Below are 25,550 nucleotides of genomic sequence, written 5' to 3' on the forward strand. Positions count from 1 at the left end.
CAGCAACTGCCGTCGGGCGTCCAGGGGCCCGCGGTTTGCTGCAGGTCATTAATTTTGCAAGATTCCACGCCGCGCAAATGGCTACACTGCGCAGGTGGCGCGGGCCGGATGCCTGCGTGGAATTCGACAACAGTGTGGTAGCAGGAGAGTGGCGTGCTTACGAGAATGGGAATAAAAGGCCGCGTACTGTTGCTGACCTTATTGCCTACCAGCCTGATGGCGTTGCTGCTGGGCGGCTATTTCACCTGGATGCAGCTTTCGGAGTTGCAGTCGCAGTTGCTGCAACGGGGCGAGATGATCGCCGAGCAACTGGCACCTTTGGTCGCCCCGGCCCTGGGCACCAAAAACACCGACCTGCTGGAACGCATCGCCACCCAGTCCCTGGAGCAAACCGACGTACGCGCCGTGTCGTTCCTAGGGCCTGACCGCACACCGCTGGCCCACGCCGGCCCGACCATGCTCAACCAGCCGCCGATTGGCAACAGCTCGCACCTGTTGCAGCGCACCGGTAATGACGCAACCCGCTATCTGCTGCCGGTATTCGGCCGCCATCGCAACCTCGCCGGCGAACTGATCCCGGACGAATCCGACCGCCTGCTGGGTTGGGTCGAGCTGGAGCTGTCCCACAACGGTATGTTGCTGCGCGGCTACCGCAGCCTGTTCGCCAGCCTGCTGCTGATCGCCATCGGCCTGATCTGCACGGCGGCCCTGGCGTTGCGCATCAGCCGTACGATCAACTCACCGATCGGTTTGATCAAACAGGCCGTCGCGCAGCTCAAGGATGGCAATCTGGAAACCCGCTTGCCACCGCTGGGCAGCCAGGAACTGGATCACCTGGCCTCGGGCATCAACCGCATGGCCGAGACCCTGCAAAACGCCCAGGAAGAATTGCAACACAGCATCGACCAGGCCACCGAAGACGTGCGGCAAAACCTGGAAACCATCGAGATCCAGAACATCGAGTTGGACTTGGCCCGCAAGGAAGCCCTGGAGGCCAGCCGCATCAAGTCGGAGTTTCTGGCCAACATGAGCCATGAGATCCGTACGCCGCTGAATGGCATCCTTGGCTTCACCCACTTGTTGCAGAAAAGCGAGCTGTCGCCCCGCCAACTGGATTACCTGGGCACCATTGAAAAGTCCGCCGACAACCTGTTGGGCATCATCAACGAAATCCTCGACTTCTCGAAAATCGAGGCCGGCAAGCTGGTGCTCGACAGCATCCCGTTCAACCTGCGGGACTTGCTGCAAGACACCCTGACCATCCTCGCACCGGCCGCCCACGCCAAACAGCTGGAGCTGGTGAGCCTGGTCTATCGCGATACGCCGCTGTCGCTGGTGGGTGACCCGCTGCGGCTCAAGCAGATCCTCACGAACCTGGTGAGCAACGCGATCAAGTTCACCCGCGAAGGCACTATCGTTGCCCGCGCCATGATTGAAGACGAACAGGAAGACAGCGTGCAACTGCGCATCAGCGTGCAGGACACCGGCATCGGCCTGTCGAACCAGGATGTACGGGCGCTGTTCCAGGCATTCAGCCAGGCGGACAATTCGTTATCACGCCAACCCGGTGGCACCGGCCTTGGGCTGGTGATTTCCAAGCGCCTGATCGAACAGATGGGCGGTGAGATTGGCGTCGACAGCACGCCGGGAGAAGGCTCGGAATTCTGGATCAGCCTGAACCTGCCAAAAACCCGTGACGATATCGAAGACCTGCCTTCCGCGCCGCTACTGGGCCGGCGTGTGGCCGTGCTGGAAAACCACGAGCTGGCGCGCCAGGCCCTGCAACATCAGTTGGAAGACTGCGGCCTGGAAGTCACGCCGTTCAACAGCCTGGAAAGCCTGACCAACGGCATCACCAGCGCCCACCAGACCGAACAGGCCATTGACCTGGCGGTGCTGGGCATCACCGCCAACGACATCCCGCCGGAGCGTTTGAACCAACACCTGTGGGACCTCGAACACCTGGGCTGCAAGGTATTGGTGCTGTGCCCGACCACCGAACAGCTGCTGTTCAACCCGTCGGTGCCCAACCCCAACAGCCAGTTGCAGGCCAAACCCGCCTGCACCCGCAAACTGCGCCGCGCCCTGGCCGACCTGATCAGCCCGCGCCCGTTGCGCAGCGAACCCGGCGAGCCACTGTCCAGCCGCGCGCCGCGGGTGCTGTGTGTCGACGACAACCCGGCCAACCTGCTGCTGGTGCAAACCCTGCTGGAAGACATGGGCGCCAAGGTCCAGGCGGTGGAAAGCGGTTACTCGGCCATCGAAGCGGTGAAGCAGGAAGCCTTCGACCTGGTGCTGATGGACGTGCAGATGCCCGGGATGGACGGCCGCCAGAGCACCGAGGCGATCCGCACGTGGGAAAGCGAACGCCATGGCACGCCGCTGCCCATCGTCGCGCTGACGGCCCATGCGATGGCCAACGAAAAACGCGCCCTGCTGCAAAGCGGCATGGATGACTACCTGACCAAACCCATCAGCGAGCGGCAACTGGCCCAGGTGGTGTTGAAATGGACCGGGCTGGCCCTGCGCAACCAAGGCCCGGACCGTGGTACCGAAAGTTTCGGGCACGCCGCGCAATTGCCGGTGCTGGACCACGAAGAAGGTTTGCGCCTGGCGGCCGGCAAGGCGGATCTGGCGGCGGACATGCTGGCGATGCTGCTGGCTTCCCTTGAAGCCGACCGTGAAGCGATTCGCGTCGCCCGGGACGCCAACGACCGCAACGCCCTGATCGAACGGGTGCACCGCTTGCACGGCGCCACCCGGTATTGCGGCGTGCCGCAACTGCGCGCGGCCTGCCAACGGGCCGAGACCCTGCTCAAACAGGACGACGCCAAGGCCATGCCGGCCCTGGATGAACTGGACATGGCGATTGCCCGGCTGGCCAGCGAGGCGCGGGTCAGCGCGTAAACTTTCGGGGCAATGTGGCGAGGGAGCTTGCTGTGGCTAGGGCGCTTGTTGTGGCGAGGGAGCTTGCTCCCGCTGGGCTGCGCAGCGGCCCCAAAATCCTGGGAGCGCTTCGCACTCCAGCGGGAGCAAGCTCCCTCGCCACAACAAGCTCCCTCACCACAACAAGCTCCCTCACCACAGCAAGCCCCATCGACACAAAAGCAGCTTCCCATCATCAAGAAGGAATATTTGATGCGCATCATCCTCTTCAGCAGCCAGACCTACGACCGCGAGAGCTTTCTCGCCCAACCGTTGCCCGAAGGCATGCAGCTGCAATTCCAGCCGGCCCGGCTGAACCTCGACACCGTGGCCCTGGCCGAACACCACGAAGTGGTCTGCGCCTTTATCAATGACGACCTCAGCGCCCCGGTGCTGGAGCAGTTGGCCAGCGGCGGCACTCGCCTGATCGCCCTGCGCTCGGCCGGTTACAACCATGTCGACCTGCCCGCCGCCAAACGCCTGGGCCTGACCATCGTGCGGGTGCCAGCCTATTCGCCCCATGCGGTGGCCGAACATGCGGTCGCGCTGATCCTGGCCCTCAATCGCCGCCTGCACCGCGCCTACAACCGTACCCGCGACGGTGACTTCAGCCTGCATGGCCTGACCGGTTTCGACCTGGTGGGCAAGACCGTCGGCGTGGTCGGCACCGGGCAGATCGGCGCCACATTCGCCAAGATCATGGCCGGGTTCGGCTGCCAGTTGCTGGCTTACGATCCTTACCCCAACCCGCAGGTCGAGGCCCTAGGTGCGCGCTACGTGAGCCTGCATGAATTGCTCGGCGAGTCGCAGATCATCAGCCTGCATTGCCCACTGACAGCAGACAGCAAACACCTGATCAACGCCCAAAGCCTGGCTCATATGCAGCCCGGCGCAATGCTGATCAATACCGGGCGCGGCGGCCTGGTGGACACCCCGGCGCTGATCGACGCACTCAAGGACGGCCAGCTCGGCTATCTGGGGCTGGATGTATATGAAGAAGAGGCCCAGCTGTTTTTCGAAGACCGCTCGGACTTGCCCCTGCAAGACGACGTATTGGCGCGCCTGCTGACCTTCCCTAACGTCATCATCACCGCCCACCAGGCCTTCCTGACCCGCGAGGCCCTGGGGGCGATTGCCGGCACGACCCTGGCCAACATCGCTGCGTGGGCCGGCGGGCAGGCGCAAAACCTCGTCGAAGGATGATCAGCGGTCACATAGCCGCGCCATGATGGGTGGCGGCCCGTGATAGGATGCCGCGCCTATTTGGAGGATCCATGGCCGAACACGATTTCCGCTTCAGCTTGCTGAGCCCGCAACACACTCTGATCGAATGCCGCGCCCTGGTGCCGGGCCGTTATCAAGTCACCGGCAACGGTGGCTCGATCAAGAACGGCGACGTTCTGATCGTCACCCTGCGCGGCAGCAAAACCCTGTCGATGCGCCTGACCGTCGAAGGCGATGCGCGCTACTCCATCCGCCCGGCGGGCCAGTGGGTCGCCATGGCCCAGGGGCCGAAGTTCGGCGAGTTGGAGATTCACACCTGGAAGGTCAACTGCGACAGCTGCGACAACGTGCTGGAGTTTGAATTTGCGGTGGAAACCAAGCTGACAAAGGAACCGCTGCAACCGGCCGCCACTGCGCGGGTCACCGAGTTGGGCTGGGCCACCCTGGGTGACAAGCACCGCTGCCCGAAATGCCAGCAGGCCGCGCAATGAAAGCCCCGCTGATGCTGGCCGTGCTGGGTGCAGGCCTTGCGGGCTGCGCCAGCGACGAGGCCAAGCTCAAGCAGGATCACAGCTACGTGGTGGAATGGATCGGTGAGCGGCCGCTGATGGATTACGCGCACCTGACCGTGACCCTCGGCGCCGATGGCCGGGCCTACGGCAATGGTGGCTGCAACCATTGGTTCGCGCCCTATACCCTGGACGGCGACAAGCTGAGCTTCGGCAAGGTCGGCAGCACCCGCAAACTCTGCGCCGAAGCGCTGATGGAGCAGGAGCACCGCTTCTTCCAGGCCCTGCAAGGCGTGCAGCGCTGGGACATCTCGCCGATCGAACAAACCCGTTTCTGGCCGGCGGATGGCAAGCCGTTGCGGTTGTGGCTGGAAGAAGGCTAAAAACCTCCGACCTGCCTTTCCGCCCGTCTGTAGGAGCGAGCTTGCTCGCGAAAAACCAGAGAGCGCCGCGCACATTCAGAATGCTCGCGTTATCGTTGACGTTTTTCGCGAGCAAGCTCGCTCCTACAGTGGGATATTTTTAGCCCCTTAAGGCCTTGAGCTTGGCCAACACCCCTTCCGCCGTCTGCTCACCCATCAGTTGCTCACGCACCTTGCCCTTGTCATCGATGATGTAGGTCACCGGCAAGGCTTCACTGCGGGGAATGTCGAAGATCCCGTCCGGGTTCTGCGCCAGTACGGTGAACTTGATGCCCAGCTTGTCGCTGGCGCTTTTGAGTTCTTCACCCTGGGCGTTGTCGAAGTTCACGCCGAACACACCCACTGACTGACCCTTAAGCTGTTCGGCCAAAGCGTTGAGTTCAGGGATTTCGGTACGGCACGGGCCACACCATTCAGCCCAGTAGTTAACCACCAGCCATTGCTTGTCCAGGCGTTCGGCGGCCACTTTCTGACCGTATTGGTCAACGCCATAATCATTGCCACAGCCGCTGAGCAGCAGTGTGCCGATGATTGCCAATGCGCCTAACAGTCGCCTCGTCATGGGGTAATCCTTCGTAAAAATGAACGTTGGCTGCGGCCTATCGCCTCTCATGGTTTAAGGACGTGGCACAGCGCGGGTAGAATACCCGCCACCTTACGCAAGATGCGACCCGCACATGACCGATCTGACGCTTTATCACAACCCGCGCTGCTCGAAATCCCGCGGTGCGCTCGAACTGCTGGAAGCCCGTGGCCTCACACCCAACGTAGTGCGCTACCTGGAAACCCCGCTCGACGCCGCGCAATTGCAGGCCTTGCTGGGCAAGCTGAACATCAGCGCGCGGCAATTGCTGCGTACCGGCGAAGACGAATACAAAACCCTCAACCTGGCCGACGCCAGCCTCAGCGAAGCGCAACTGATTGCCGCAATCGCCGCTCATCCGAAACTGATGGAGCGCCCGATCCTCGAAACCGCCGACAAGGCCGTGATTGGCCGCCCGCCAGAGAACATTCTGGAGCTGGTTTCGTGAGTGCGCCGTATGTGCTGGTGTTGTATTACAGCCGCAACGGCTCGGTGAGCGAAATGGCCCGACAAATTGCCCGGGGCGTCGAGCAAGCCGGGCTTGAGGCGCGGTTGCGCACCGTGCCGGCCATCTCCAGCGAATGCGAAGCCGTGGCGCCGGACATTCCGGTGGACGGCCCGCTGTACTGCAGCCTCGACGACCTGAAGCACTGCTGTGGCCTGGCGCTGGGCAGCCCGACCCGTTTCGGCAACATGGCCGCGCCGCTCAAGTACTTTCTCGACGGCACCAGCAACCTGTGGCTGACCGGCGCCCTGGTCGGCAAGCCGGCGGGCGTGTTCACCTCCACCGCCAGCCTGCACGGCGGCCAGGAAACCACGCTGATGTCGATGCTGCTGCCGCTGTTGCACCACGGCATGCTGATCACCGGCCTGCCCTACAGCGAACAGGCACTGCTTGATACAAAGGGCGGCGGCACGCCTTATGGCGCCAGCCACCATTCCGGTGCCGACGGCAAGCGTGCGCTGGATCAACACGAGATCGCCCTGTGCCGCGCCCTAGGCCTGCGCCTGGCGAAGACTGCCGCGCTACTGGAGAACGGCCGTGGCCAGGAAGCCTAAGGTACTGCCGCCCCAGGCGTGGCTGGAGCCACGGGTCAAGGCGACGCGGGTGTTGAGCCTGCTGGCGTTTTTGGGATTGGTGGGGCTGCTGTGCGCCTACTACCTGGTGTTCGCCGACCTGCACGGCGCACGGCCGTGGGTAATTCTGCTGATCGAACTGGTGCCGTTGCTGTTGCTGGCGCCGGGGATGATCCTGGGCAGCGCACGCGGGCATTCGTGGATGTGCTTTGTGGTGAACTTGTACTTCATCAAGGGTGCGCTGGCGGCGTATGACCCGAACCGGCAGTGGTTTGGTGTGCTGGAAATGCTGGCGAGCCTGGCGGTGTTCTGCACGGCGCTGATGTATGTGCGTTACCGGCATCAGTTGAATCGGCGGTTGGCGGGGGAAGGTTTGCCTGCTTGAACACACTTTTCAGGCAAAGCCGCAATCAATGTGGCTGGGGAGCTTGTTGTGGCGAGGGAGCTTGCTCCCGCTGGGCTGCGTAGCGGCCCCAAAATCCTGGGAGCGCTTCGCACTCCAGCGGGAGCAAGCTCCCTCGCCACAGCAAGCTCCCTCGCCACAATGGGCTCCCTCTCCACCGCAAGCTCCCTCGCCACAGGGTAATGGTCGGGCTTAGTGGTTGACGGTGTAAGCCAACATCATCGACAACTGGCACATCGGCCGCCCGCTCTCGGCATGCCACTGGTTGAACGCGCCCTGCACCGTGGCCAGGTCCCGCAGGCTGGTGGGTACCTTGTCGACAATCTTCTGCGCATTCAGCGCGGCCACTACGTCATAGCTCGGCACGAACGTGTCCTTGCCCACCATCCGCAAAAAGCGCGGCGCTGACAGCCCGCCCAACTGGTGGCCGTGCTTGCTCAGGTACTTCCACAGCCCGACGATATCGGTCACCGGCCAGTCAGCAATAAACGCCGCGAAGCTGCCCTTTTCCTTCTCGATATCCAGAATCATCTGCGCATTGCGCGGCACGCTCTTGAGCTTGCCCAAGTGGCGGATGATGCGTGTGTCCTGCATCAATCGCTCCAGGTGCTCGGCGCCCATCAGCACGACTTTTTCCGGGTCAAAACCAAAGAACACTTGCTCGAACGCCGGCCACTTGGCATCCACCACGCTGTGTTTGAGCCCGGCGCGAAACACCCGCAGCGACAGGGTAGACAGGTAGCGGTCATCGCTGATCTTGCGCAGTTTCGCCGGGGTCAGGGGCACAGGCAGGTGGGCTTCCAGCTCGGCCGCCGAACCAAACCGGTTCAGACAATATTCGTGCAGCCACTTGTAATCGCGCATGCCCTCTCCTAAGGATTGAAATGAAAACGGCGCCCAGGAGCGCCGTCTGTCAGAGCGGTGAAACGGCTCAGAGGTTCACTACATTGACGAAGCGCGACGCCGCACTTTCGTCGATACGCAGGTTGGTGAAGTCGAACAGGTTACGGTCGGCCAACTGCGACGGCTGCACGTTCTGCAAGCTGCGGAAAATACTGTCGACGCGGCCCGGGGTCTTGCGGTCCCAGTCCTGGAGCATGTCCTTGACCACCTGGCGCTGCAGGTTTTCCTGGGAGCCGCAGAGGTTGCACGGGATGATCGGAAACTGCTTGAGGTCGGAGTACGCCTGGATGTCCTTCTCATGGCAGTACGCCAGTGGGCGAATCACCACGTTGCGCCCGTCATCGGCCCGCAGCTTGGGCGGCATGGCCTTGAGGCTGCCGTTGAAGAACATGTTGAGGAAGAAGGTTTCGACGATGTCGTCACGGTGGTGACCCAGGGCCATCTTGGTCGCGCCGATCTCGTCGGCAAAGGTGTAGAGCGTGCCACGGCGCAGGCGCGAGCACAGCGAGCAGGTGGTCTTGCCTTCCGGGACCAGTTCCTTGACCACCGAGTAAGTGTCTTTCTCGACGATGTGGTACTCGACCCCCAGTTCCTTGAGGTAGGCCGGCAGCACATGCTCGGGAAAGCCCGGCTGCTTCTGGTCCATGTTCACGGCGACGATCTCGAACTTGATCGGCGCGACCTTTTGCAGGTGCATCAGCACGTCGAGCAGGGTGTAGCTGTCTTTGCCGCCAGACAGGCAGACCATGACCTTGTCGCCCTCTTCGATCATGTTGAAATCGGCGACTGCCTCACCGGCCTGGCGACGCAGGCGTTTTTGCAGTTTGTTCTGGTTGACCGTAAGAGTGCCCATGGCGCTTGGATCCGCGAAAGGTATGTGACGAAAAGCCGGGTATTTTACCGGGATGGACGACCGAGTTCCAATGTGGGAGCGGGCTTGCTCGCGAATGCGGTGGGTCAGCTAAACACCTGGCGACTGACACTCCGCATTCGCGAGCAAGCCCGCTCCCACATTTGACCGCATTCCAATCAACAGACCGCGCCGCGATTAAGCCCAGTGTTTACAGCGCAATTTGCTCTAAAGCCCCACAGTTTTTCCGGTCATCACTTCCTATACTGCGACATAAGGTCGCACACATATCCAGACCTTTCAGGCCAATTGGCCCGTGGGCGCTCCACTGGGGGGCGATGGTAATAACGACAGGAGTGACTGGCATGATCCATCACGTCGTGGGACTTTTCACCCACCCCGATCAGGAATGGCGGGAAATTCGTGGCGATAAAGAAGAAAGCATCAGCCACATGTACCTCACCCACACGCTGATTCTCGCGGCGATCCCCGCTGTATCAGCCTTTATCGGTACCACTCAGGTCGGTTGGGTCATCGGCAGCCGCGCACCGGTGATGCTGACGGTGGAAAGCGCGTTATGGATGACCATCATGTCCTACGCGGCGATGCTCGGTGGCGTGGCGGTGATGGGTGCGTTCATTCACTGGATGGCGCGCACCTATGACGCCAATCCAAGCATGGCCCGCTGCGTAGCGTTTGCCACCTATACCGCAACACCGCTGTTTGTCGGCGGGCTGGCGGCGCTGTACCCGCACATGTGGCTGGGGATGGTCGTCGGCACGGCCGCCATTTGCTACACGGTGTACCTGCTGTACGTAGGATTGCCGACCTTCATGAACATCCACCCGGACGAGGGCTTCCTGTTCTCCAGCTCGGTGCTGGCTGTAGGCCTGGTGGTGCTGGTGGCGATCATGGCCTTTACCGTGATCGTCTGGGGGCTGGGCGTAGGCCCGATGTACACCAACTGACGCGGTTTACCCGCAGGAAAAGCCACCGCAAGGTGGCTTTGTGCGTTATGCATGACCATTCGGCGCCTGACAGATTCGGATACACCGTTGTTTGCGGCATACTGGACGTCTCTGGAGATATGTACAGCATGCCCGAGCAACTCAATACCCGCGTCGAAGATTGTTTCCTGCAAGCCGAATCCTTTTTCAAACGAAGCTTCAAACGCCCCCAGGTCAGCCTCAAGCTGCGGGGCCAGAAGGCCGGTGTCGCGCATTTGCACGAGAACCTGCTGCGCTTCAACCCGCAGTTGTACCGTGAAAACAGCCAACACTTCCTTAAACAGACGGTTGCCCATGAAGTGGCGCACCTGATTGCCCACCAATTGTTCGGCGAGCGCATCCAGCCCCATGGCGAGGAATGGCAGTTGATCATGCGTGGGGTTTACGAACTGCCGCCGGATCGCTGCCACACCTATGAAATCCAGCGGCGGCGCGTGACGCGGTATATCTACCGCTGCCCGTGTGCCGACAGTGACTTTCCATTTTCGCCACAGCGTCATGGGCTGGTGAGCCAGGGGCGGCGGTATTTGTGTCGCAGGTGTAGGCAGACGTTGGTGTTTACCGGGGAAACCCGCGTCGAGTGAGGTTTGTGGTGCTTTCAAGGCCCTCTTCGCGAGCAAGCCCGCTCCCACATTTGATCGCATTCCAACGATGGAACTCGGTCGAATGTGGGAGCGGGCTTGCTCGCGAAGGGGCCGGCCCAGGCGCTACTGAACTACCTTGGCACGCCGCAAATCGTCTATCTGCTGAGCACTGAAGCCCAACTCCACCAACACCTCATCCGTGTGAGCACCCACCGCCGCGCCTATATGCCTGGCCGCCGGCAAGCCCTCGGAAAACTTCAGCGGACACGCAATTTGCGCCTGGCTTGAACCATCGCCCCGCGGCACCTGGCTGACCAGTTCCCGGGCTTTCAACTGCGGGTGTTCAACCGCCTCGCTCAGGTTCAGCACCGGCTCAACACACGCATCAATCCCGGCAAACAGCTCACACAGTTCATCAAAGCTGCGTTTCTCGAACTCGACCTGCAACGCCAGCTTGAGGGCTTTCTGCTGCTCGGGTTTGGGCGACAAGCCCTGCGCCGCCAACTCGGGGCACCCAAGGGCCGTACACAGCTGCTGCATAAAGGCCGGCTCCAGGCTGCCCACCGAAAACCAGCGCCCTTCCCGCGAGCGGTAATAGTCATAGAAGCTGCCACCATTGAGCACCTGGTTCTCCCACGCCGGCTCCACGCCGCACGCCAGGTAACCCGCGCCGGCCATGGCATTCAGGCTGAAGGCGCAGTCGGTCATGCTCACGTCGAGGTATTGCCCCACCCCGCTCTGCTGCCGGGCAATCACCGCCGCCAGCAAGCCGATCACCGCGTGCAACGAGCCGCCGCCCACATCCGCCAATTGCACGCCCAGGGGCAACGGCCCGCTGTCCTGGCGCCCGGTGTAACTGGCGACACCCGCCAGGGCCAGGTAGTTGATGTCATGGCCGGCGCGGTCCTTGTAGGGGCCGGTCTGGCCGTAGCCGGTGATGGAGACGTAGATCAGCTTCGGGTTGATCGCTTTCAATGCCTCGTAACCCAGGCCCAGGCGCTCCATCACCCCGGGGCGGAACTGCTCGAGGACGATGTCATGGTCCGCCACCAACTGCCGCACGATCTCCACCGCCTCGGCTTGCTTGAGGTCCAGGGCCAGGCTGCGTTTGTTGCGGTTCAGATAGGCATGGCTGGCCGACACGCCTTGGTCATGGGGCGGCAAGACCCGCAGCAAGTCCATGCGCGTGGGAGATTCGATGCGCAATACCTCGGCGCCCATGTCGGCCAGCAGCAGCGAGGCGAACGGCCCCGGCAGCAGGGTGGAGAAATCCAGTACTTTGAGGGACGCCAAGGGACCTGACATGGTTACTCCGATTCCGATTCGATTGGCCACAGAGTAGGCAAACCTGGCGGTTAGCAGCAATCACATAAAGCATCATCCGGAGTGACGGATGTTCCCGGAAACGTAAAGCGAGACGCGGAGCGTCCCTGGCGGCATTCCCACGCAGAGCGTGGAAACGATCAAAAAAAAACCCATCCGAAGATGGGTTTTTCACACAGGGTGCAGCCTTACTTGACGGCGGTTGGAGCCGGGCCTTCGGCCACGCCCAGGTCGTCTTCTTCACGGGTCTCGGAGATACCGCGACCACCGGAAGCCAGTTCGACTTGCAGCTTGTCTTCGTCCAGTTCCTTGACCCACTTGGCCACAACCAGGGTAGCAACAGCGTTGCCCACCAGGTTGGTCAGTGCGCGGGCTTCGGACATGAAGCGGTCGATACCCAGGATCAGCGCCAGGCCGGCAACCGGCAGGTGGCCAACAGCCGACAGGGTAGCGGCCAGTACGATGAAGCCACTACCGGTCACGCCAGCAGCGCCCTTGGAGGACAGCAGCAGTACCAGCAACAGGGTGATCTGGTGGGTGATGTCCATGTGGGTGTCAGTCGCCTGGGCGATGAACACGGCAGCCATGGTCAGGTAGATCGAAGTACCGTCCAGGTTGAACGAGTAGCCAGTCGGGATAACCAGGCCAACGACCGACTTCTTGGCGCCCAGGCGTTCCATCTTGATCAGCATGCGTGGCAGTGCGGATTCGGACGAGGAAGTACCCAGTACGATCAGCAGCTCTTCACGGATGTAGCGGATCAGTTTCAGGACGCTGAAGCCGTGAGCCCGGCAGATGGCGCCCAGTACCAGGACCACAAACAGGATGCAGGTGATGTAGAAGCAGATCATCAACTGACCGAGCTGCACCAGCGAACCTACACCGTAGGCACCGATGGTGAACGCCATGGCGCCCAGTGCACCGAGTGGCGCGAGCTTCATGATCATGTTGATGATGTTGAACATCACGTGGGCGAAGCGATCGATGAAGTCCAGCACCGGCTTGCCGTAGGCACCCAGGCGATGCAGGGCGAAACCGAAGATTACCGAGAACATCAGCACTTGCAGGATGTCACCGGTCGCGAACGCGCCAACGATGGTGTTCGGGATCACGTTCAGCAGGAAGCCAACGATGCTCTGGTCTGCACCGGCAGTCACGTAGGCCGCGACTTTAGAGGCGTCCAGGGTAGCCACGTCGATGTGCATGCCGGCGCCCGGTTGCACAACGTTGACCACAATCAGGCCGATCAGCAGGGCGATGGTGGAGACGACTTCAAAGTACAGCAGCGCGTAGCCACCGGTTTTGCCGACCGATTTCATGCTTTGCATGCCAGCGATGCCGCTGACAACGGTGCAGAAGATGATCGGGGCGATGACCATTTTGATCAGCTTGATAAAGCCGTCACCCAGTGGCTTGAGGGCCACGCCGGTCTGCGGGTAGAAGTGGCCGAGCAAAATACCGATAACGATTGCAACGATCACCTGGAAATACAGGGATTTGTACAGTGGCTGACGAGTCGTCATTGCAAAGTTCCTCAATCGTCTCGTGTGGCAAATATCCGCCATTGCCCACGACACTTGAATTGCGAACCCTCCTGCACTGGAGGGATTTGTTGTTTGAGAGCCCGCTCAAGGCCGGTCTCCCTGCGCTCTCTATCGCAAGCGTCGTGCCACTTTTACTGAAAACCGCTGAAGGCCTTTAGACATCAGCTCTTGGGTGGTTTTCGGCTTCAGACACCGCCTACGCAAGGTGGCGGATTTCCGCCTCACCTCCCGATCTCGTCCTACAATTTGGCGGATATCCGCCTTGTTGCCCTCACACAGGATGGCTAACATCCGCCACTCAATGGACGAGGCCCCTCATGCGTGAACGTACCATCGCCAGTCACTACGCCCGGGCCGCTTTAGGCGGTGCTCGTCGAGCCGGCTACGACTATTCGGGCCTGCTGCAGCAAGTGGGCATTACCCCGGAACTGCTGAGCGAACCCCGCGCCCGCATCGCCCCGGAGCAATTTACCCGGCTGCTGCAGATGCTGTGGCTGGCGCTGGATGACGAATACCTGGGTTTCGCCGAAGGCCCGAGCAAGCGCGGCACCTTCGCCATGATGTGCCACGCGCTGATTCACTGCCGCACCCTCGAGAAGGCTCTGGAACGCGGCTTATTATTTTATAGCCTATTCCCGCAAGGTCCGCGCTGGCGTCTGACACGCGAAGGGGAAATGGCCCGCTTGAGCCTGGACGATTCGCAGTTGTGGGACCCGGATCACTTCCTCAGCGAATGCCTGCTGGTGATCTGGCATCGCCTCGGCAGTTGGCTGATTGGCCAACGCATCCGCCTGGACCAGGCCACCTTCAGTTACCCGATGCCGGCCCATGCCGGTGAGTACGACTTGCTGTTCCCCTGCCCGCAGGTGTTCGCCGCGCCCACCAGCAGCCTGGTGTTTCCCAGCCGCTACCTGAGCCTGCCGCTGTTGCAGGACGAGCGCACCCTCAAGCACTTCCTCGAACGCTCACCGGCCGACCTGCTGTCACGGCCGGATGAGGGCGACAGCCTGAGCAGTCAATTGCGCCGCTTATTGAGCCGCGACCGCACGCCGTGGCCCGACCTCGAAACCGTCGCCCAGCACCTGCATATCAGCCCGCAGACCCTGCGTCGGCATTTGCGGGAGGAAGGCACGAGCTTTCAGGCGCTCAAGGATGAATTACGCCGGGACATTGCGATTTATCATTTGGGGCGGGCGGATTTGTCGTTGCAGGAGATCGCCGAGCAGTTGGGGTTTTCCGAACCGTCGGCGTTTCATCGGGCGTTCAAGAAGTGGACCGGGCTGACCCCGGGGGCCTATAGAGCACAAGAAAGTTAAGTGTGTATTGATGCGACTGGCCTCTTCGCGAGCAAGCCCGCTCCCACATTTGACCGAGTTCCACCTTTGGAATGCTATCGAATGTGGGAGCGGGCTTGCTCGCGAAGAGGCCGGCACAGCCAATAAAGATCAAACAGCCGGAAAGTGAATCTTGAACGCGGCACCCCCTAGCGGTGAATCCCCAAGGGTCAACCGTGCGCTGTAGCTTTCGATGATGTCCTTGACCACCGCCAGGCCGATGCCCTGTCCCGGATGCTGGCGGTCCAGCCGCTCACCCCTTTGCAGGATCCGCGCACGCTGGTCCGGTGGCACGCCGGGGCCGTCGTCTTCGATGCACAGCTCGGTGCCTTCCAGGCTTTCCTGCAAGGTGATGCGCACTTCGCTCAGGCACAGGCGATAGGCGTTTTCCAGCAGGTTGCCGAGCAGTTCCAGCAAGGCGCCCTTCTCGATCGGCACGTCGCATTCTTCCGGCAAATCGAAGGCGACCTTCACGCCTTTATCGCGATAGACCTTGTCCAGCGTGTCGCACAGGCTTTGCAGTACCGGCTCCAGGCGCACCTGGTGACGCACCAGGCCGCTTTTACGCAGGCTGGCGCGCTGCAATTGGTAGCTGATCTGCTGGCTCATGCGCTCGATCTGCGATTGCAGCACCCAGGCCTGGTCACGATCTTCGGGGCGCTGGGCCATGTCTTCGCTCACGCCTTGCAGCACTGCCAACGGGGTTTTCAGGCTGTGGGCCAGGTCATCCAGGGAATCGCGGTAACGGGTGCGTTGCTCACGCTCGCTGTGGAGCAACCGGTTCAGGGAGCCGGTCAGGCGCAACAATTCGCGGGGGTGTTGTTCACTGAGACTTTCCCGGGTGCCGCCTTCGATTTCATCCAGTTCCTGGCTCAGCCGGCGCAACGCTTGCAGGCCCCAGGTCAGGCCCAGCCACAACAGGGTCAGCAGCACCAGCAAGGCGGCGCCGAAGCCCAGGTAGAGGTTTTCCCGCAGGCCTTCGAGGGTCAGTTGGTATTCGCGCACCGGTTGCAGGGCGACAATACTGAACGCCGCGCTCTTGCCGCCCAGCAGCTTGACCTCGACGTCATAGACAAAAAATTCCTGGCCGTTGGCTTCGCGAATCCGCGCAAACTCGTTGCCGCGCCCGTCATAGCGCGGCTTGTAGTTGATGTTCTCTTCCTGGGTGGCGCGCGACCGCCAGACCAGATGGCCTTCGCGGTCATAGATGTAGCCCAACAGGCGGCTGTCGGTGAGGTTGAAGCGCTCATCCGGCAACTGCGCGGGCATCAGCAGGCGATTGTTTTCAACCCGGGCAGCCGAAATCAGCGTGGTGACATCCGACGCCAGCCGCTGCTCGATGGAATCCTGCAGGGCCAGGCTGAAGGCGCCCTGCATGGCTGGCAACAAGGCCAGCATAAACAGCACGGCCAGGGTGGTGGCCGCGAGCATCAAACGCACACGTAACGAGCGAATCAACGGCAGCGCTCATTAAACAGGTAGCCCAGACCGCGCACGGTGTCGATCGGCTTGAACCCCGCCGGGCCTTCCAGCTTGCGGCGCAGGCGGCCTACCAACACTTCGATGACGTTCGGATCGCGCTCGTCGTCATCGGGGTAGAGCTGTTCCATCAGGCGGTCCTTGGCAACCACCTGCTGATGGTGACGCATCAGGTATTCGAGGATGCGGTATTCGTAGGCGGTCAGCGCCAGGGGCTGTTCGTCGAGGGACGCCTGCTTGCGATTGAGGTCCAGCAGCAAGGGCCCGGCGACGATGGTCGACTGGGTGAAACCGCTGGAGCGGCGCAGCAGTGCGTTCATCCGCGCTTCCAGCTCTTCGAACTGGAACGGCTTGACTACGTAGTCGTCGGCACCGGCGGCCAGGCCTTCGACCTTGTCCTGCCAGTTGCCGCGGGCGGTCAGGATCAGGATCGGGAATGTCTTGGCCTGGGCGCGCAGTTGGCGGATCAGGTCCAGGCCGCCCATGCCAGGCAGGCCCAAGTCGATGATCGCCAGGTCGTGGTTGAATTGCCCGGTCTGGTACAGCGCCTCTTCGGCGTTGGCGACGGCCTCGACCACGTGACCGCTGTCGGTCAGACGGGTCAACAGGTGATGACGCAGCAACGCCTCATCTTCGACAACCAGCAATTTCATAAAGCTCTCCAAGGCAAATCAACTTTCCAACTGGGGTATATCATAGCGGCCCTGCAGGTCTTGCTGGCGCAGTTTACTGCCGTTGAAGTGACCTGACAGGTTTTCATTGCCTACGCGATAGTCCGACTGCGGGGTGTGCTGGCCCAGGGACTGGCCCCAGGGCGCGGCTTGTTCACCGGCATCCTCGAAGCTCACCCGCTGAAGAAGGCTGTAGGGCTTTTTGCTCTTCTCTTTGGAGAAACCCGCGAAGCTCGCATCAGAGGCCTGGACGCCAGCGGTGGCGCTGAGCATGGTTAACGCCAACATCAGCTTCTTGATCGCAGTCATGGTCTACCTCACACGCTTTGGCTTTGAGTACGGGGCCAGACTACGCAGCCCCCGCTGAACTCCCCCTGAACACTCTCTGAACCTGGGCTGAACCGAGGCCGGCTACTGTGTAAAGAGTTACTTACGTATCCCCGGCCGCAGGCTATCCAGCGGCCCTCCAACTCGGCAAAATACCCGGCATGAATTCCCTACCCGCCTGCTGCACCCCACTTGATGCCCATTGGCCGCTGCCCGTCGCCTTGCCCGGGACGGTCTTGCTGAGCACCCGTTTTGACCCGGCCCTGCTGGCCATCGGCGACTTCCAGCGCAGCGCCGTGCCGCCGCCCGCGAGCATCCAGCGTTCGGTTGCCAAGCGCCAGGCGGAATTTCTGGCCGGTCGCCTGTGTGCCCGTGCGGCCTTGCAACAGCTGGATGGGCTGGATTGCGTGCCGGCAATCGGCGAGGACCGCGCGCCGGTCTGGCCCGCGCATATCAGCGGTTCGATCACTCACAGCACCGGCCATGCAGCGGCCATCGTCGCCCACAAGGCACAGTGGCGCGGGCTGGGGATGGACCTGGAGAACCTGCTGACACTGGAGCGCGCGGAACGCCTGGCGGGGGAAATCCTGACACCGGATGAATTGCAGCGCATGGCTGCCGGGCCGCGGGAGCAGATCGCGCAGTTGGTGACGCTGACGTTTTCGGCGAAAGAGAGCCTGTTCAAGGCGCTCTACCCGATCGTGCAGAAGCGCTTCTATTTTGAACATGCCGAGTTGCTGGAATGGTCGGATACCGGCCATGCGCGGCTGCGGTTGCTGACGGACCTGTCGGCAGAATGGTGCCATGGCAAGGAGCTGGAGGCGCAGTTTGCGGTGGATGGCGGGCAGTTGTTGAGCCTGGTGGCCGTCCAGGCCTGATTGATCTCTGTGGTGAGGGGGCTTGTCCCCCGTTGGGCTGCGCAGCGGCCCCAAAAAAGCGGGAGCGCTTCGCACTCCAGCGGGGGACAAGCCCCCTCACCACAGGACAAGCCCCCTCACCACAATGAATCAGGGTTTCTCTTGGTCCCTTGGCCAACTCAGGCTGAAGCACGCGCCGCCCAGGTTGTTACTCTTGCTGATCAACGCCCGGCCGCCGTGCCAATAGATGATCCGCCGCACAATCGATAACCCCAACCCGTGCCCGCCCGACGCGCGAGTACGGCTGTCGTCCAGGCGCAGGAACGGGGTGAAGATCCGCTCCCAGGCACTTTCCGGCACGCCCGGGCCGTCGTCTTCCACGTCGATGCGGCAACGCACCTGGCCCACCTGGTAACTGATCAGCACCTGCCCCTGGGCGTGGCGCATGGCATTGCTCACCAGGTTTTGCAGGGCTCGATGCAGGTAACGCGGCTCGGCCTCGACCCACGCATCATCCCAATGAGCAGAAGACAGGCAGATGCCCCGCGCCACGTTGATTTCCGGGCGCAGCGGCGACAGCTCATCAATCACCTGATCGAGCAACGCGCTAAGGTCGACCCGCTGAAAATTCAGCGCCGGCGAACCCTGCTCCAGTCGCGCATAAGTCAGCATTTCGTCCACCAGGCCATCGAGGTCCTGGATGTCGCTGTCCATGCCTTCCATGTACTTGCGCCGCGCCTCAGGCGTGGCCGCGTCACCAATCATCTCCAGGCCGAACCGCAGGCGTGCCACCGGGGTGCGCAATTCGTGGGACACCGCGCGCACCAGTTCGCGCTGGATCGCCAGCAGCCGTTGCAGGTGTTCGGCCATGCCATTAAACGCTGCCGCCAGGCGCCCTACCGAATCGGCGCCCCGGGCCGGCACCCGTACTTCGAGGCTGCCCTTGGCGATGCGCGTGGCGGCAGCTTCCAGGCCACTCAAGCGCCGCTCCAGTTGGCGCACCAATAAATAGACGATCAAGCCGATCAGGGTCAGGCTGATCAGCGCGATCAGGATCAACCACTGCGGCGGGTACGGGTTCATCTGGTACAGCGGGCCGATTTCCAGGACCCACGGCGTGCCGACCATGCCGGCAAACACCCGGATCGAATCACCGCCCTTGCCCAGGGCCATCACTGTGTCGCCCTCGGACACACGGCGGCGCTGGTCTTCGTCCATGTCAGCCTGGTCGAGCATCACCAGGTGCATCTCGAATCCAAAGCCCTTGGCCTCTTTCAGGTCGGCGAGTTTTTGCGGTTGCTCGGCCACCGGAAAACGCACCAGTTCATCGGCCAGCAGGTAAATGGTCGCGCGGGCCAGTTGTTCGCTGATTTGCTGCACTTCACCGGTGAGCAGCAGTTGCTCCTGATCACTCACCAGCCGCAGCACCCTGGCCGCGTGGGGGCCGGTTTGCTCCACCAACACCTGGCCGCGTTGCAGGCGGGTGCGCTGGCTCAGGTCCAGATGCGCCTCGGCCACGGTCTGCAATTCCAGCGGGATGCCCAGCAAGCGTTCCCATACCGCCAGGGCACGGCGGCGCTCGATGGCGCTCATGGGTTGCAGGTTGTCGCCCATCAACGCGAAGGTGCCATGGGCCAGGCGCTCTCGGTACTGGCCGCTGCGCACTTCATTGAGCAGGTGCAGGGCCAGCACACCGAGCAACGCCACCAGAATCAGCGCCGCGCACATGCCGCCGTAGATACGCAGGAAGATCGAGTTCACGGCGTAAGGTCAGCGGCAGCTTCGGGGACGAACAGGTAGCCTTTGCTGCGAATGGTCTTGATCAGCCGTGGGTGGATCGGGTCGTCGCCGATTTTCGGGCGAATCCGCGAGATGCGTACGTCGATGGAGCGGTCCTGGCCGTCGTAGCCAATACCGCGCAAGGCGGTGAAAATTTCTTCCCGGGAGAGAATTCGCCCGGCATTCGCCACCAGCAGCCACAACAGGTCGAATTCGGCGCTGGTCAGCTCGATGCCGCCCTCGTGCAGCCAGGCCTCACGCAGGGCGTTGTCCACCACCAGCGGGCCGAATTGCAGGCGGCGCTGTTTTTCGGGGATGGCCGGCTCGACGCTTTCGCTGCGCCGCAGCAGCGCTTGAATGCGCGCCAGCAGCAGGCGTGGGCGTACGGGTTTGCACACGTAGTCGTCGGCGCCCATGTCCAGGCCCAGCACCTGGTCCATGTCGTCGGTGCGCGCGGTCAGCATCAGGATCACCCCGTCGTAGTCCTCGCGCACCTTGCGGCAGATGCTCAGGCCGTCTTCGCCGGGCAACATCAGGTCGAGGATCACCAGGTCCGGCTGTTCGGCGATGATCCGCGCCGCCGCCAGGGCGCCGTTGCCCTCCACCGAGACGCGCAGGCCGTTGCTCTCCAAATAGTCACGGGTCAACTCGGCCAGTCGCTCGTCGTCCTCGACAATCAATACCTGCCAGGCTTCATGCTCCATGCGTTACCTCGGTTCTCATTATTGTAGGAGCGGGCTTGCCCGCGAAAAACTCAAGGGTGCCGCGTTTATTCAGGTTTCCAGCGTTATCGTTGACGTCCTTCGCGGGCAAGCCCGCTCCTACAGTTGTCATGTGGAGCGAACAAGATATCGCGTGAAACAAGAGGCGATTGTAGCCATGAGCCAGCCCTCTAGTACAAGCGCGCAAATGCGTTCGGGGATGGTGTTTTTTTGTGATAGGGTTCGCGCCCGCAAAAATCCAACCGGATGTTTTTAACTCGGAATATTCGGTGACAAACGGCGCGATGCAGCAGTACTGCGGCCTACACGCCTGTTCCACGTTTCATACACATTTTACCCACAGCGTTATCCACAGGTAGTGCGTTGCCATACCCCCCAAAACGCATTATCTTGTAGGTCGTCGCCAAAAAAACCCTACATGTAGGGTTTTCAGCGAAAAGACCAAACACAAATCAGACAAGAAACTCAAGCTCTTTCTTGCTCCTGTTTGGTTGAACTTAAGCCTTTTTCAGAAGACCAAACCGCGCACGCGGATGGCAGCCGTTTTTAGCCCCGATCAGGCAAAAACGGTACGGGTGTTGCAGTACGAAACTGTCACCCACCAGGAATACGGTAAAGAGCCCCAAGCTTGTACCGAAGACTTCGGCATGGAAGCGGCGCGAACAGCTCCCTTCCTCCTGTCCCGAAGTTGTTATGCCAGGCCCAGGCCTGTTGTAAGTGCTTCAGGACGGAACGGTGGGCACCGTGATGGTGCCCAAATAAATATAGAATGTGGAGACAACCCCCCATGCAAACCGACACAACTCGCGAGAACCCGCAGGGCTCCGTGCCGCAGGCCGCTGATTCGAACCTGGATCTGTCCGCCACCGCACCCGGCCAACTGCGTGTGATCAAGCGTAACGGCACTGTCGTTCCTTACACCGATGACAAAATCACCGTCGCGATCACCAAAGCGTTTCTTGCAGTTGAAGGCGGCACCGCTGCTGCCTCGTCGCGCATCCACGACACCGTTGCGCGCCTGACCGAACAGGTCAGCGCAACGTTCAAGCGTCGCATGCCATCGGGCGGCACCATCCACATCGAAGAAATCCAGGACCAGGTCGAACTGGCCCTGATGCGTGCCGGCGAGCAGAAAGTTGCCCGCGACTACGTGATCTACCGTGACTCCCGCGCCAAGGAACGTGCCGTACGCTCCCCGGCCGAAGAAGCTGCCGTACAAGCTCACCCGTCGATCCGCATCACCCTGGCTGACGGTACGTTTGCACCGCTGGACCTGGGCCGCCTGAACACCATCATCACCGAGGCCTGCGAAGGCCTGGAAGAAGTCGATGGTGACCTGATCCAGCGCGAAACCCTGAAGAACCTGTACGACGGCGTGGCCCTGACCGACGTCAACACCGCCCTGGTCATGACCGCCCGTACCCTGGTTGAACGTGAGCCGAACTACTCGTTCGTGACCGCGCGCCTGCTGATGGACACCCTGCGTGCCGAAGGCCTGGGCTTCCTCGGCGTCGCCGACAGCGCCACGCACCACGAGATGGTCGACCTGTACGCCAAGGCCTTGCCTGCCTACATCGCCAAGGGTATCGAATTCGAATTGCTGAACCCGGTCCTGGCCACCTTCGACCTGGAAAAACTCGGCAAGGCAATCAACCACGAGCGCGACCAGCAGTTCACCTACCTGGGCCTGCAAACCCTGTACGACCGTTACTTCATCCACAAGGACGGGATCCGCTTCGAACTGCCGCAAGTGTTCTTCATGCGCGTGGCCATGGGCCTGGCGATCGAAGAGAAGCACAAAGAAGACCGCGCCATCGAGTTCTACAACCTGTTGTCGTCCTTCGACTACATGTCGTCGACCCCAACCCTGTTCAACGCCGGCACCCTGCGTCCACAGCTGTCCAGCTGCTACCTGACCACCGTGCCGGATGACCTGTCGGGCATCTACCACGCGATCCACGACAACGCCATGTTGTCCAAATTCGCTGGCGGCCTGGGTAACGACTGGACGCCGGTGCGTGCACTGGGTTCGTACATCAAAGGTACCAACGGCAAGTCCCAAGGCGTTGTACCGTTCCTGAAAGTGGTGAACGACACCGCTGTAGCCGTGAACCAGGGTGGCAAGCGCAAAGGCGCTGTGTGTGCCTACCTGGAAACCTGGCACATGGACATCGAAGAGTTCATCGAACTGCGCAAGAACACCGGTGATGATCGTCGTCGTACCCACGACATGAACACCGCCAACTGGATCCCTGACCTGTTCATGAAGCGTGTCTTCGATGACGGCCCGTGGACCCTGTTCTCGCCATCCGAAGTGCCAGACCTGCACGACCTGACCGGCAAGGCCTTCGAAGAGCGTTACGAGTACTACGAAGCCCTGTCCCAGTACCCGGGCAAGATCAAGCTGTTCAAGACCATCCAGGCCAAAGACCTGTGGCGCAAAATGCTGTCCATGCTGTTTGAAACCGGCCACCCATGGCTGACCTTCAAAGACCCGTGCAACCTGCGCAGCCCGCAGCAGCACGTGGGCGTGGTCCACAGCTCGAACCTGTGCACCGAGATCACCTTGAACACCAACAAGGACGAGATCGCCGTTTGCAACCTGGGCTCGATCAACCTGCCGAACCACATCGTCAACGGCAAGCTGGACACCGCCAAGCTGGAACGCACCGTGAACACCGCCGTTCGCATGCTCGATAACGTTATCGACATCAACTACTACTCGGTACCACAGGCGCAGAACTCCAACTTCAAGCACCGCCCGGTCGGCTTGGGCATCATGGGCTTCCAGGATGCGCTGTACCTGCAGCACATTCCTTACGGTTCGGACGCTGCGGTCGAGTTCGCCGACAAGTCCATGGAAGCGGTCAGCTACTACGCGATCCAGGCTTCCTGCGACCTGGCCGACGAGCGCGGCGCCTACGAGACGTTCCAGGGTTCGCTGTGGTCCAAAGGCATCCTGCCGCTGGATTCGCAACAGATCCTGATCGAGCAGCGTGGCCAGAAGTACATCGACGTTGACCTGAACGAATCCCTGGACTGGGCACCGGTACGTGCCCGTGTGCAGAAAGGCATTCGTAACTCCAACATCATGGCCATCGCACCGACCGCCACCATCGCCAACATCACTGGCGTGTCGCAGTCGATCGAACCGACCTACCAGAACCTGTATGTGAAATCGAACCTGTCGGGCGAATTCACCGTGATCAACCCGTACCTGGTTCGCGACCTGAAAGCCCGCGGCCTGTGGGATTCGGTCATGATCAACGACCTGAAGTACTACGACGGTTCGGTGCAGCAGATCGAACGCATCCCGCAAGAACTCAAAGAGCTCTACGCGACTGCCTTCGAAGTGGACACCAAGTGGATCGTCGACGCTGCCAGCCGTCGTCAGAAGTGGATCGACCAGGCTCAGTCGCTGAACCTGTACATTGCCGGCGCATCGGGCAAGAAGCTGGACGTGACCTACCGCATGGCTTGGTACCGTGGCCTGAAAACCACTTACTACCTCCGTGCCCTGGCCGCTACCAGCACCGAGAAGTCGACCATCAACACCGGCAAGCTGAACGCTGTTTCCAGCGGCGGCAACCATGGTGATGATTCGGTTCTCGCGGCACCTGCCGGTCCAGCGCCAGTGCCAAAAGCCTGCGCGATCGACGAGCCGGATTGCGAAGCTTGCCAATAAGCTGAGCCGGTCCCGGGCTTGAACGCCCGGGATTGAAAAACCCGATAAACCCCGACTGCATAGGGTTTATCGGGTTTTTTCGTTTTAACGCCCTTAGAGGAACGCGTACGCAATACCCTGCTTAGGCGAGCCGCCCCGCCGGCCCCACAGCTCGACTTGCCCACCAATCACCGCCATTGAATGACGATCATAGGCCACGACACCCAGCGTGCCGCTCGCCAGCTCACTGCTTGAGGAGTTTCTGTAGAGCCCCTTCAACCCAAGGCGATCCAGCCCCTCGTGGGGCATTTCGCCGTTGTTCAAGCTCTGCATCGCATGGGCAAAGCTTCTCTGCGCTTCACCCGGCCTGTCGTCCAGACCATTTCCTTCAATCTGCGCACGCTTGGCACTCGCGGCAAACATGAAGTTTGCATCGGTCAGCATCTCCGGATCATCGCCTTTAAACTGTGCATACGCGGCGGCCTGCTTGAGTTCGTCCTTGGACAAATCAAGCTCGAAGTCGTCCCGCATTTTCACGCGATAGCCATCGTCCGTCTCTTTCACGTCCTTGAAAACGTCCGTGGGTTTCTGACCGTACCGCATCATCGCCCCCTTTATCGCTGAAACGGTGACGCAGTTGCCATCGGAGCCCTGGCGGAAGCCACTCCAGATATTGTCCGGTGGCTTTCCAGGATTGCTGTTGTCGGGCTTGTAGTTGAAATGCTTTGAACCTTCGGTCAGCGGCTTGTTGCTCATGGGGTCGCTGGGGCCAAAATCATTTCTGTTAGCCCCGCCCCCGCCGCCACCACCCCCTGGCGATGGGGCAGGGGCAGGAGCAGGAGCTGGGGATGGGGATGGCGGTGTGTCGTCCGAGTCCGGAAACAACATCTTCAGCAGTTGTTTGAGAAACTCAAGCCACTGCCCGGAAGCCTCTTCAATCAGCTTGTTGAGAATTTCCCTGAATTTCTCGTCACCGATCTCCCCGCGCACTTCGTTGAGCTTGTCTCGCAGATCTTGCGCGAGCTGGCCCTTGGAAGTTTTCTCGGCGTCATCCAACGCTGTGAGCAGCTTTTTGACCGTTTCCTCGTTAGAGACACCCTTGTTTTCTTCATCGTCCGACCGATCTGGCGTCGCAATACCCCGACCTGAAAAACTCACGCCCCCGATGACACCACCTGAAACCGACACACTCGCCATTGCCTGCTCTCCACCCGTTGACCTCAGCCTTCTAGGCTTCGTGGGTGGAAAAACAGGCGTAGGCCGTTCCGCCAAAACCATGTCATCCCATGACAGCCTGGGACAATCGGCAGGCAAAAAAAAGCCCCTCGACCGAGGGGCTTTTCCAGTGTTGCGGCTTAAAGCG

The 25,550-nt window shown here is 61.3% G+C and carries 23 protein-coding genes; 12 read left to right on the forward strand and 11 right to left on the reverse strand.

Going from position 1 to position 25,550, the window contains the following annotated elements; all coding sequences use genetic code 11:
* Positions 1-153 precede the first annotated feature (153 nt).
* The 4 genes from HBJ59_RS12435 to HBJ59_RS12450 all read left to right on the forward strand — a co-directional run bounded on the left by HBJ59_RS12435 (position 154) and on the right by HBJ59_RS12450 (position 5,041).
* Positions 154-2,907, forward strand: a complete 2,754-nt coding sequence (locus HBJ59_RS12435) for a response regulator (protein ID WP_167663704.1) — start codon at positions 154-156, stop codon at positions 2,905-2,907.
* Positions 2,908-3,138: 231 nt separating this feature from the next.
* Positions 3,139-4,128 (forward strand): 2-hydroxyacid dehydrogenase, encoded by a 990-nt coding sequence (locus tag HBJ59_RS12440; protein ID WP_167663705.1) that lies wholly within the window; start codon positions 3,139-3,141, stop codon positions 4,126-4,128.
* 71 nt (positions 4,129-4,199) lie between these two features.
* Entirely contained in the window at positions 4,200-4,640 is a 441-nt protein-coding gene (locus tag HBJ59_RS12445) for a hypothetical protein (protein ID WP_004371378.1), read from the forward strand.
* Positions 4,637-5,041 carry an META domain-containing protein gene (locus tag HBJ59_RS12450; RefSeq protein WP_167663706.1) on the forward strand — a complete coding sequence of 135 codons (405 nt, stop codon included), beginning with the start codon at positions 4,637-4,639 and terminating at the stop codon, positions 5,039-5,041. Before HBJ59_RS12445 ends, HBJ59_RS12450 begins: the two co-directional genes overlap by 4 nt.
* Positions 5,042-5,180: 139 nt before the next feature.
* Here the strand turns inward: HBJ59_RS12450 and HBJ59_RS12455 are convergent, their stop codons facing one another.
* On the reverse strand, positions 5,181-5,642 hold the full coding sequence (locus HBJ59_RS12455; RefSeq protein ID WP_076015050.1) for a TlpA disulfide reductase family protein: 462 nt from the start codon (positions 5,640-5,642) through the stop codon (positions 5,181-5,183).
* A 115-nt stretch (positions 5,643-5,757) separates the two neighbouring features.
* On the opposite strand from HBJ59_RS12455, the gene arsC reads away from it, so the two are divergent.
* Genes arsC through HBJ59_RS12470 form a run of 3 tightly spaced genes read left to right on the forward strand, consistent with a single transcriptional unit; the run spans position 5,758 to position 7,125 of the window.
* On the forward strand, positions 5,758-6,111 hold the full coding sequence (gene arsC, locus HBJ59_RS12460; RefSeq protein WP_076015049.1) for an arsenate reductase (glutaredoxin): 354 nt from the start codon (positions 5,758-5,760) through the stop codon (positions 6,109-6,111).
* Positions 6,108-6,722 (forward strand): NAD(P)H:quinone oxidoreductase, encoded by a 615-nt coding sequence (wrbA, locus tag HBJ59_RS12465; RefSeq protein ID WP_167663707.1) that lies wholly within the window; start codon positions 6,108-6,110, stop codon positions 6,720-6,722. The genes arsC and wrbA overlap by 4 nt, the downstream gene beginning before the upstream one ends.
* The gene (locus HBJ59_RS12470) at positions 6,706-7,125 is read left to right on the forward strand and encodes a DUF2069 domain-containing protein (protein WP_167663708.1); all 420 of its coding nucleotides are present in this window, start codon (positions 6,706-6,708) and stop codon (positions 7,123-7,125) included. Before wrbA ends, HBJ59_RS12470 begins: the two co-directional genes overlap by 17 nt.
* Positions 7,126-7,335: 210 nt before the next feature.
* Here HBJ59_RS12470 and HBJ59_RS12475 read toward each other — a convergent pair whose 3' ends face one another.
* Together HBJ59_RS12475 and ttcA are read right to left on the reverse strand one after the other, a co-directional pair.
* Complete coding sequence (locus tag HBJ59_RS12475; protein ID WP_167663709.1) at positions 7,336-8,007, reverse strand: DNA-3-methyladenine glycosylase I; 672 nt, start codon at positions 8,005-8,007, stop codon at positions 7,336-7,338.
* Between the two features lie 67 nt (positions 8,008-8,074).
* Positions 8,075-8,899 carry a tRNA 2-thiocytidine(32) synthetase TtcA gene (gene ttcA, locus HBJ59_RS12480; protein ID WP_076015046.1) on the reverse strand — a complete coding sequence of 275 codons (825 nt, stop codon included), beginning with the start codon at positions 8,897-8,899 and terminating at the stop codon, positions 8,075-8,077.
* Positions 8,900-9,261: 362 nt separating this feature from the next.
* Between ttcA and HBJ59_RS12485 the strand changes: the two genes are divergently transcribed.
* Positions 9,262-9,864 (forward strand): Yip1 family protein, encoded by a 603-nt coding sequence (locus HBJ59_RS12485; RefSeq protein ID WP_076015045.1) that lies wholly within the window; start codon positions 9,262-9,264, stop codon positions 9,862-9,864.
* A 128-nt stretch (positions 9,865-9,992) separates the two neighbouring features.
* On the forward strand, positions 9,993-10,487 hold the full coding sequence (locus tag HBJ59_RS12490) for a SprT family zinc-dependent metalloprotease (protein ID WP_026077778.1): 495 nt from the start codon (positions 9,993-9,995) through the stop codon (positions 10,485-10,487).
* 123 nt (positions 10,488-10,610) lie between these two features.
* Here the strand turns inward: HBJ59_RS12490 and HBJ59_RS12495 are convergent, their stop codons facing one another.
* Entirely contained in the window at positions 10,611-11,792 is a 1,182-nt protein-coding gene (locus tag HBJ59_RS12495; protein ID WP_076015044.1) for a CaiB/BaiF CoA-transferase family protein, read from the reverse strand.
* Positions 11,793-11,998: 206 nt separating this feature from the next.
* A complete protein-coding gene (locus HBJ59_RS12500) occupies positions 11,999-13,333 on the reverse strand; it encodes a dicarboxylate/amino acid:cation symporter (RefSeq protein ID WP_076015043.1) in 1,335 nt (444 codons plus the stop codon).
* 338 nt (positions 13,334-13,671) lie between these two features.
* Here HBJ59_RS12500 and HBJ59_RS12505 point away from each other — a divergent pair, with 338 nt between their 5' ends.
* Complete coding sequence (locus tag HBJ59_RS12505) at positions 13,672-14,670, forward strand: AraC family transcriptional regulator (RefSeq protein WP_076015042.1); 999 nt, start codon at positions 13,672-13,674, stop codon at positions 14,668-14,670.
* Positions 14,671-14,799: 129 nt separating this feature from the next.
* Here HBJ59_RS12505 and HBJ59_RS12510 read toward each other — a convergent pair whose 3' ends face one another.
* The 3 genes from HBJ59_RS12510 to HBJ59_RS12520 are packed head-to-tail and all read right to left on the reverse strand — an operon-like array spanning position 14,800 to position 17,147.
* A complete protein-coding gene (locus HBJ59_RS12510) occupies positions 14,800-16,146 on the reverse strand; it encodes an ATP-binding protein (protein WP_076015041.1) in 1,347 nt (448 codons plus the stop codon).
* Positions 16,143-16,820: a response regulator transcription factor gene (locus tag HBJ59_RS12515; RefSeq protein WP_003214228.1), complete on the reverse strand. Its 678-nt coding sequence runs from the start codon at positions 16,818-16,820 to the stop codon at positions 16,143-16,145. Before HBJ59_RS12515 ends, HBJ59_RS12510 begins: the two co-directional genes overlap by 4 nt.
* An 18-nt stretch (positions 16,821-16,838) precedes the next feature.
* Positions 16,839-17,147, reverse strand: coding sequence for a hypothetical protein (locus tag HBJ59_RS12520; protein ID WP_017475848.1), 309 nt, complete (start codon positions 17,145-17,147; stop codon positions 16,839-16,841).
* Between the two features lie 179 nt (positions 17,148-17,326).
* Here HBJ59_RS12520 and HBJ59_RS12525 point away from each other — a divergent pair, with 179 nt between their 5' ends.
* Entirely contained in the window at positions 17,327-18,043 is a 717-nt protein-coding gene (locus HBJ59_RS12525; RefSeq protein ID WP_167663710.1) for a 4'-phosphopantetheinyl transferase, read from the forward strand.
* A gap of 129 nt (positions 18,044-18,172) precedes the next feature.
* Here the strand turns inward: HBJ59_RS12525 and HBJ59_RS12530 are convergent, their stop codons facing one another.
* A complete protein-coding gene (locus tag HBJ59_RS12530) occupies positions 18,173-19,783 on the reverse strand; it encodes an ATP-binding protein (protein WP_167663711.1) in 1,611 nt (536 codons plus the stop codon).
* A complete protein-coding gene (locus HBJ59_RS12535; RefSeq protein WP_167663712.1) occupies positions 19,780-20,505 on the reverse strand; it encodes a response regulator in 726 nt (241 codons plus the stop codon). The genes HBJ59_RS12530 and HBJ59_RS12535 overlap by 4 nt, the downstream gene beginning before the upstream one ends.
* Before the next feature lie 805 nt (positions 20,506-21,310).
* Between HBJ59_RS12535 and HBJ59_RS12540 the strand changes: the two genes are divergently transcribed.
* Positions 21,311-24,208, forward strand: coding sequence for a ribonucleoside-diphosphate reductase subunit alpha (locus HBJ59_RS12540; protein ID WP_076015037.1), 2,898 nt, complete (start codon positions 21,311-21,313; stop codon positions 24,206-24,208).
* A gap of 93 nt (positions 24,209-24,301) precedes the next feature.
* Here HBJ59_RS12540 and HBJ59_RS12545 read toward each other — a convergent pair whose 3' ends face one another.
* Positions 24,302-25,384 (reverse strand): hypothetical protein, encoded by a 1,083-nt coding sequence (locus tag HBJ59_RS12545; protein ID WP_178124266.1) that lies wholly within the window; start codon positions 25,382-25,384, stop codon positions 24,302-24,304.
* Between the last annotated feature and the right edge of the window lie 166 nt (positions 25,385-25,550).

The sequence above is a fragment of the Pseudomonas sp. AN3A02 genome (assembly GCF_011765255.1).
Taxonomy (GTDB): Bacteria; Pseudomonadota; Gammaproteobacteria; order Pseudomonadales; family Pseudomonadaceae; genus Aquipseudomonas.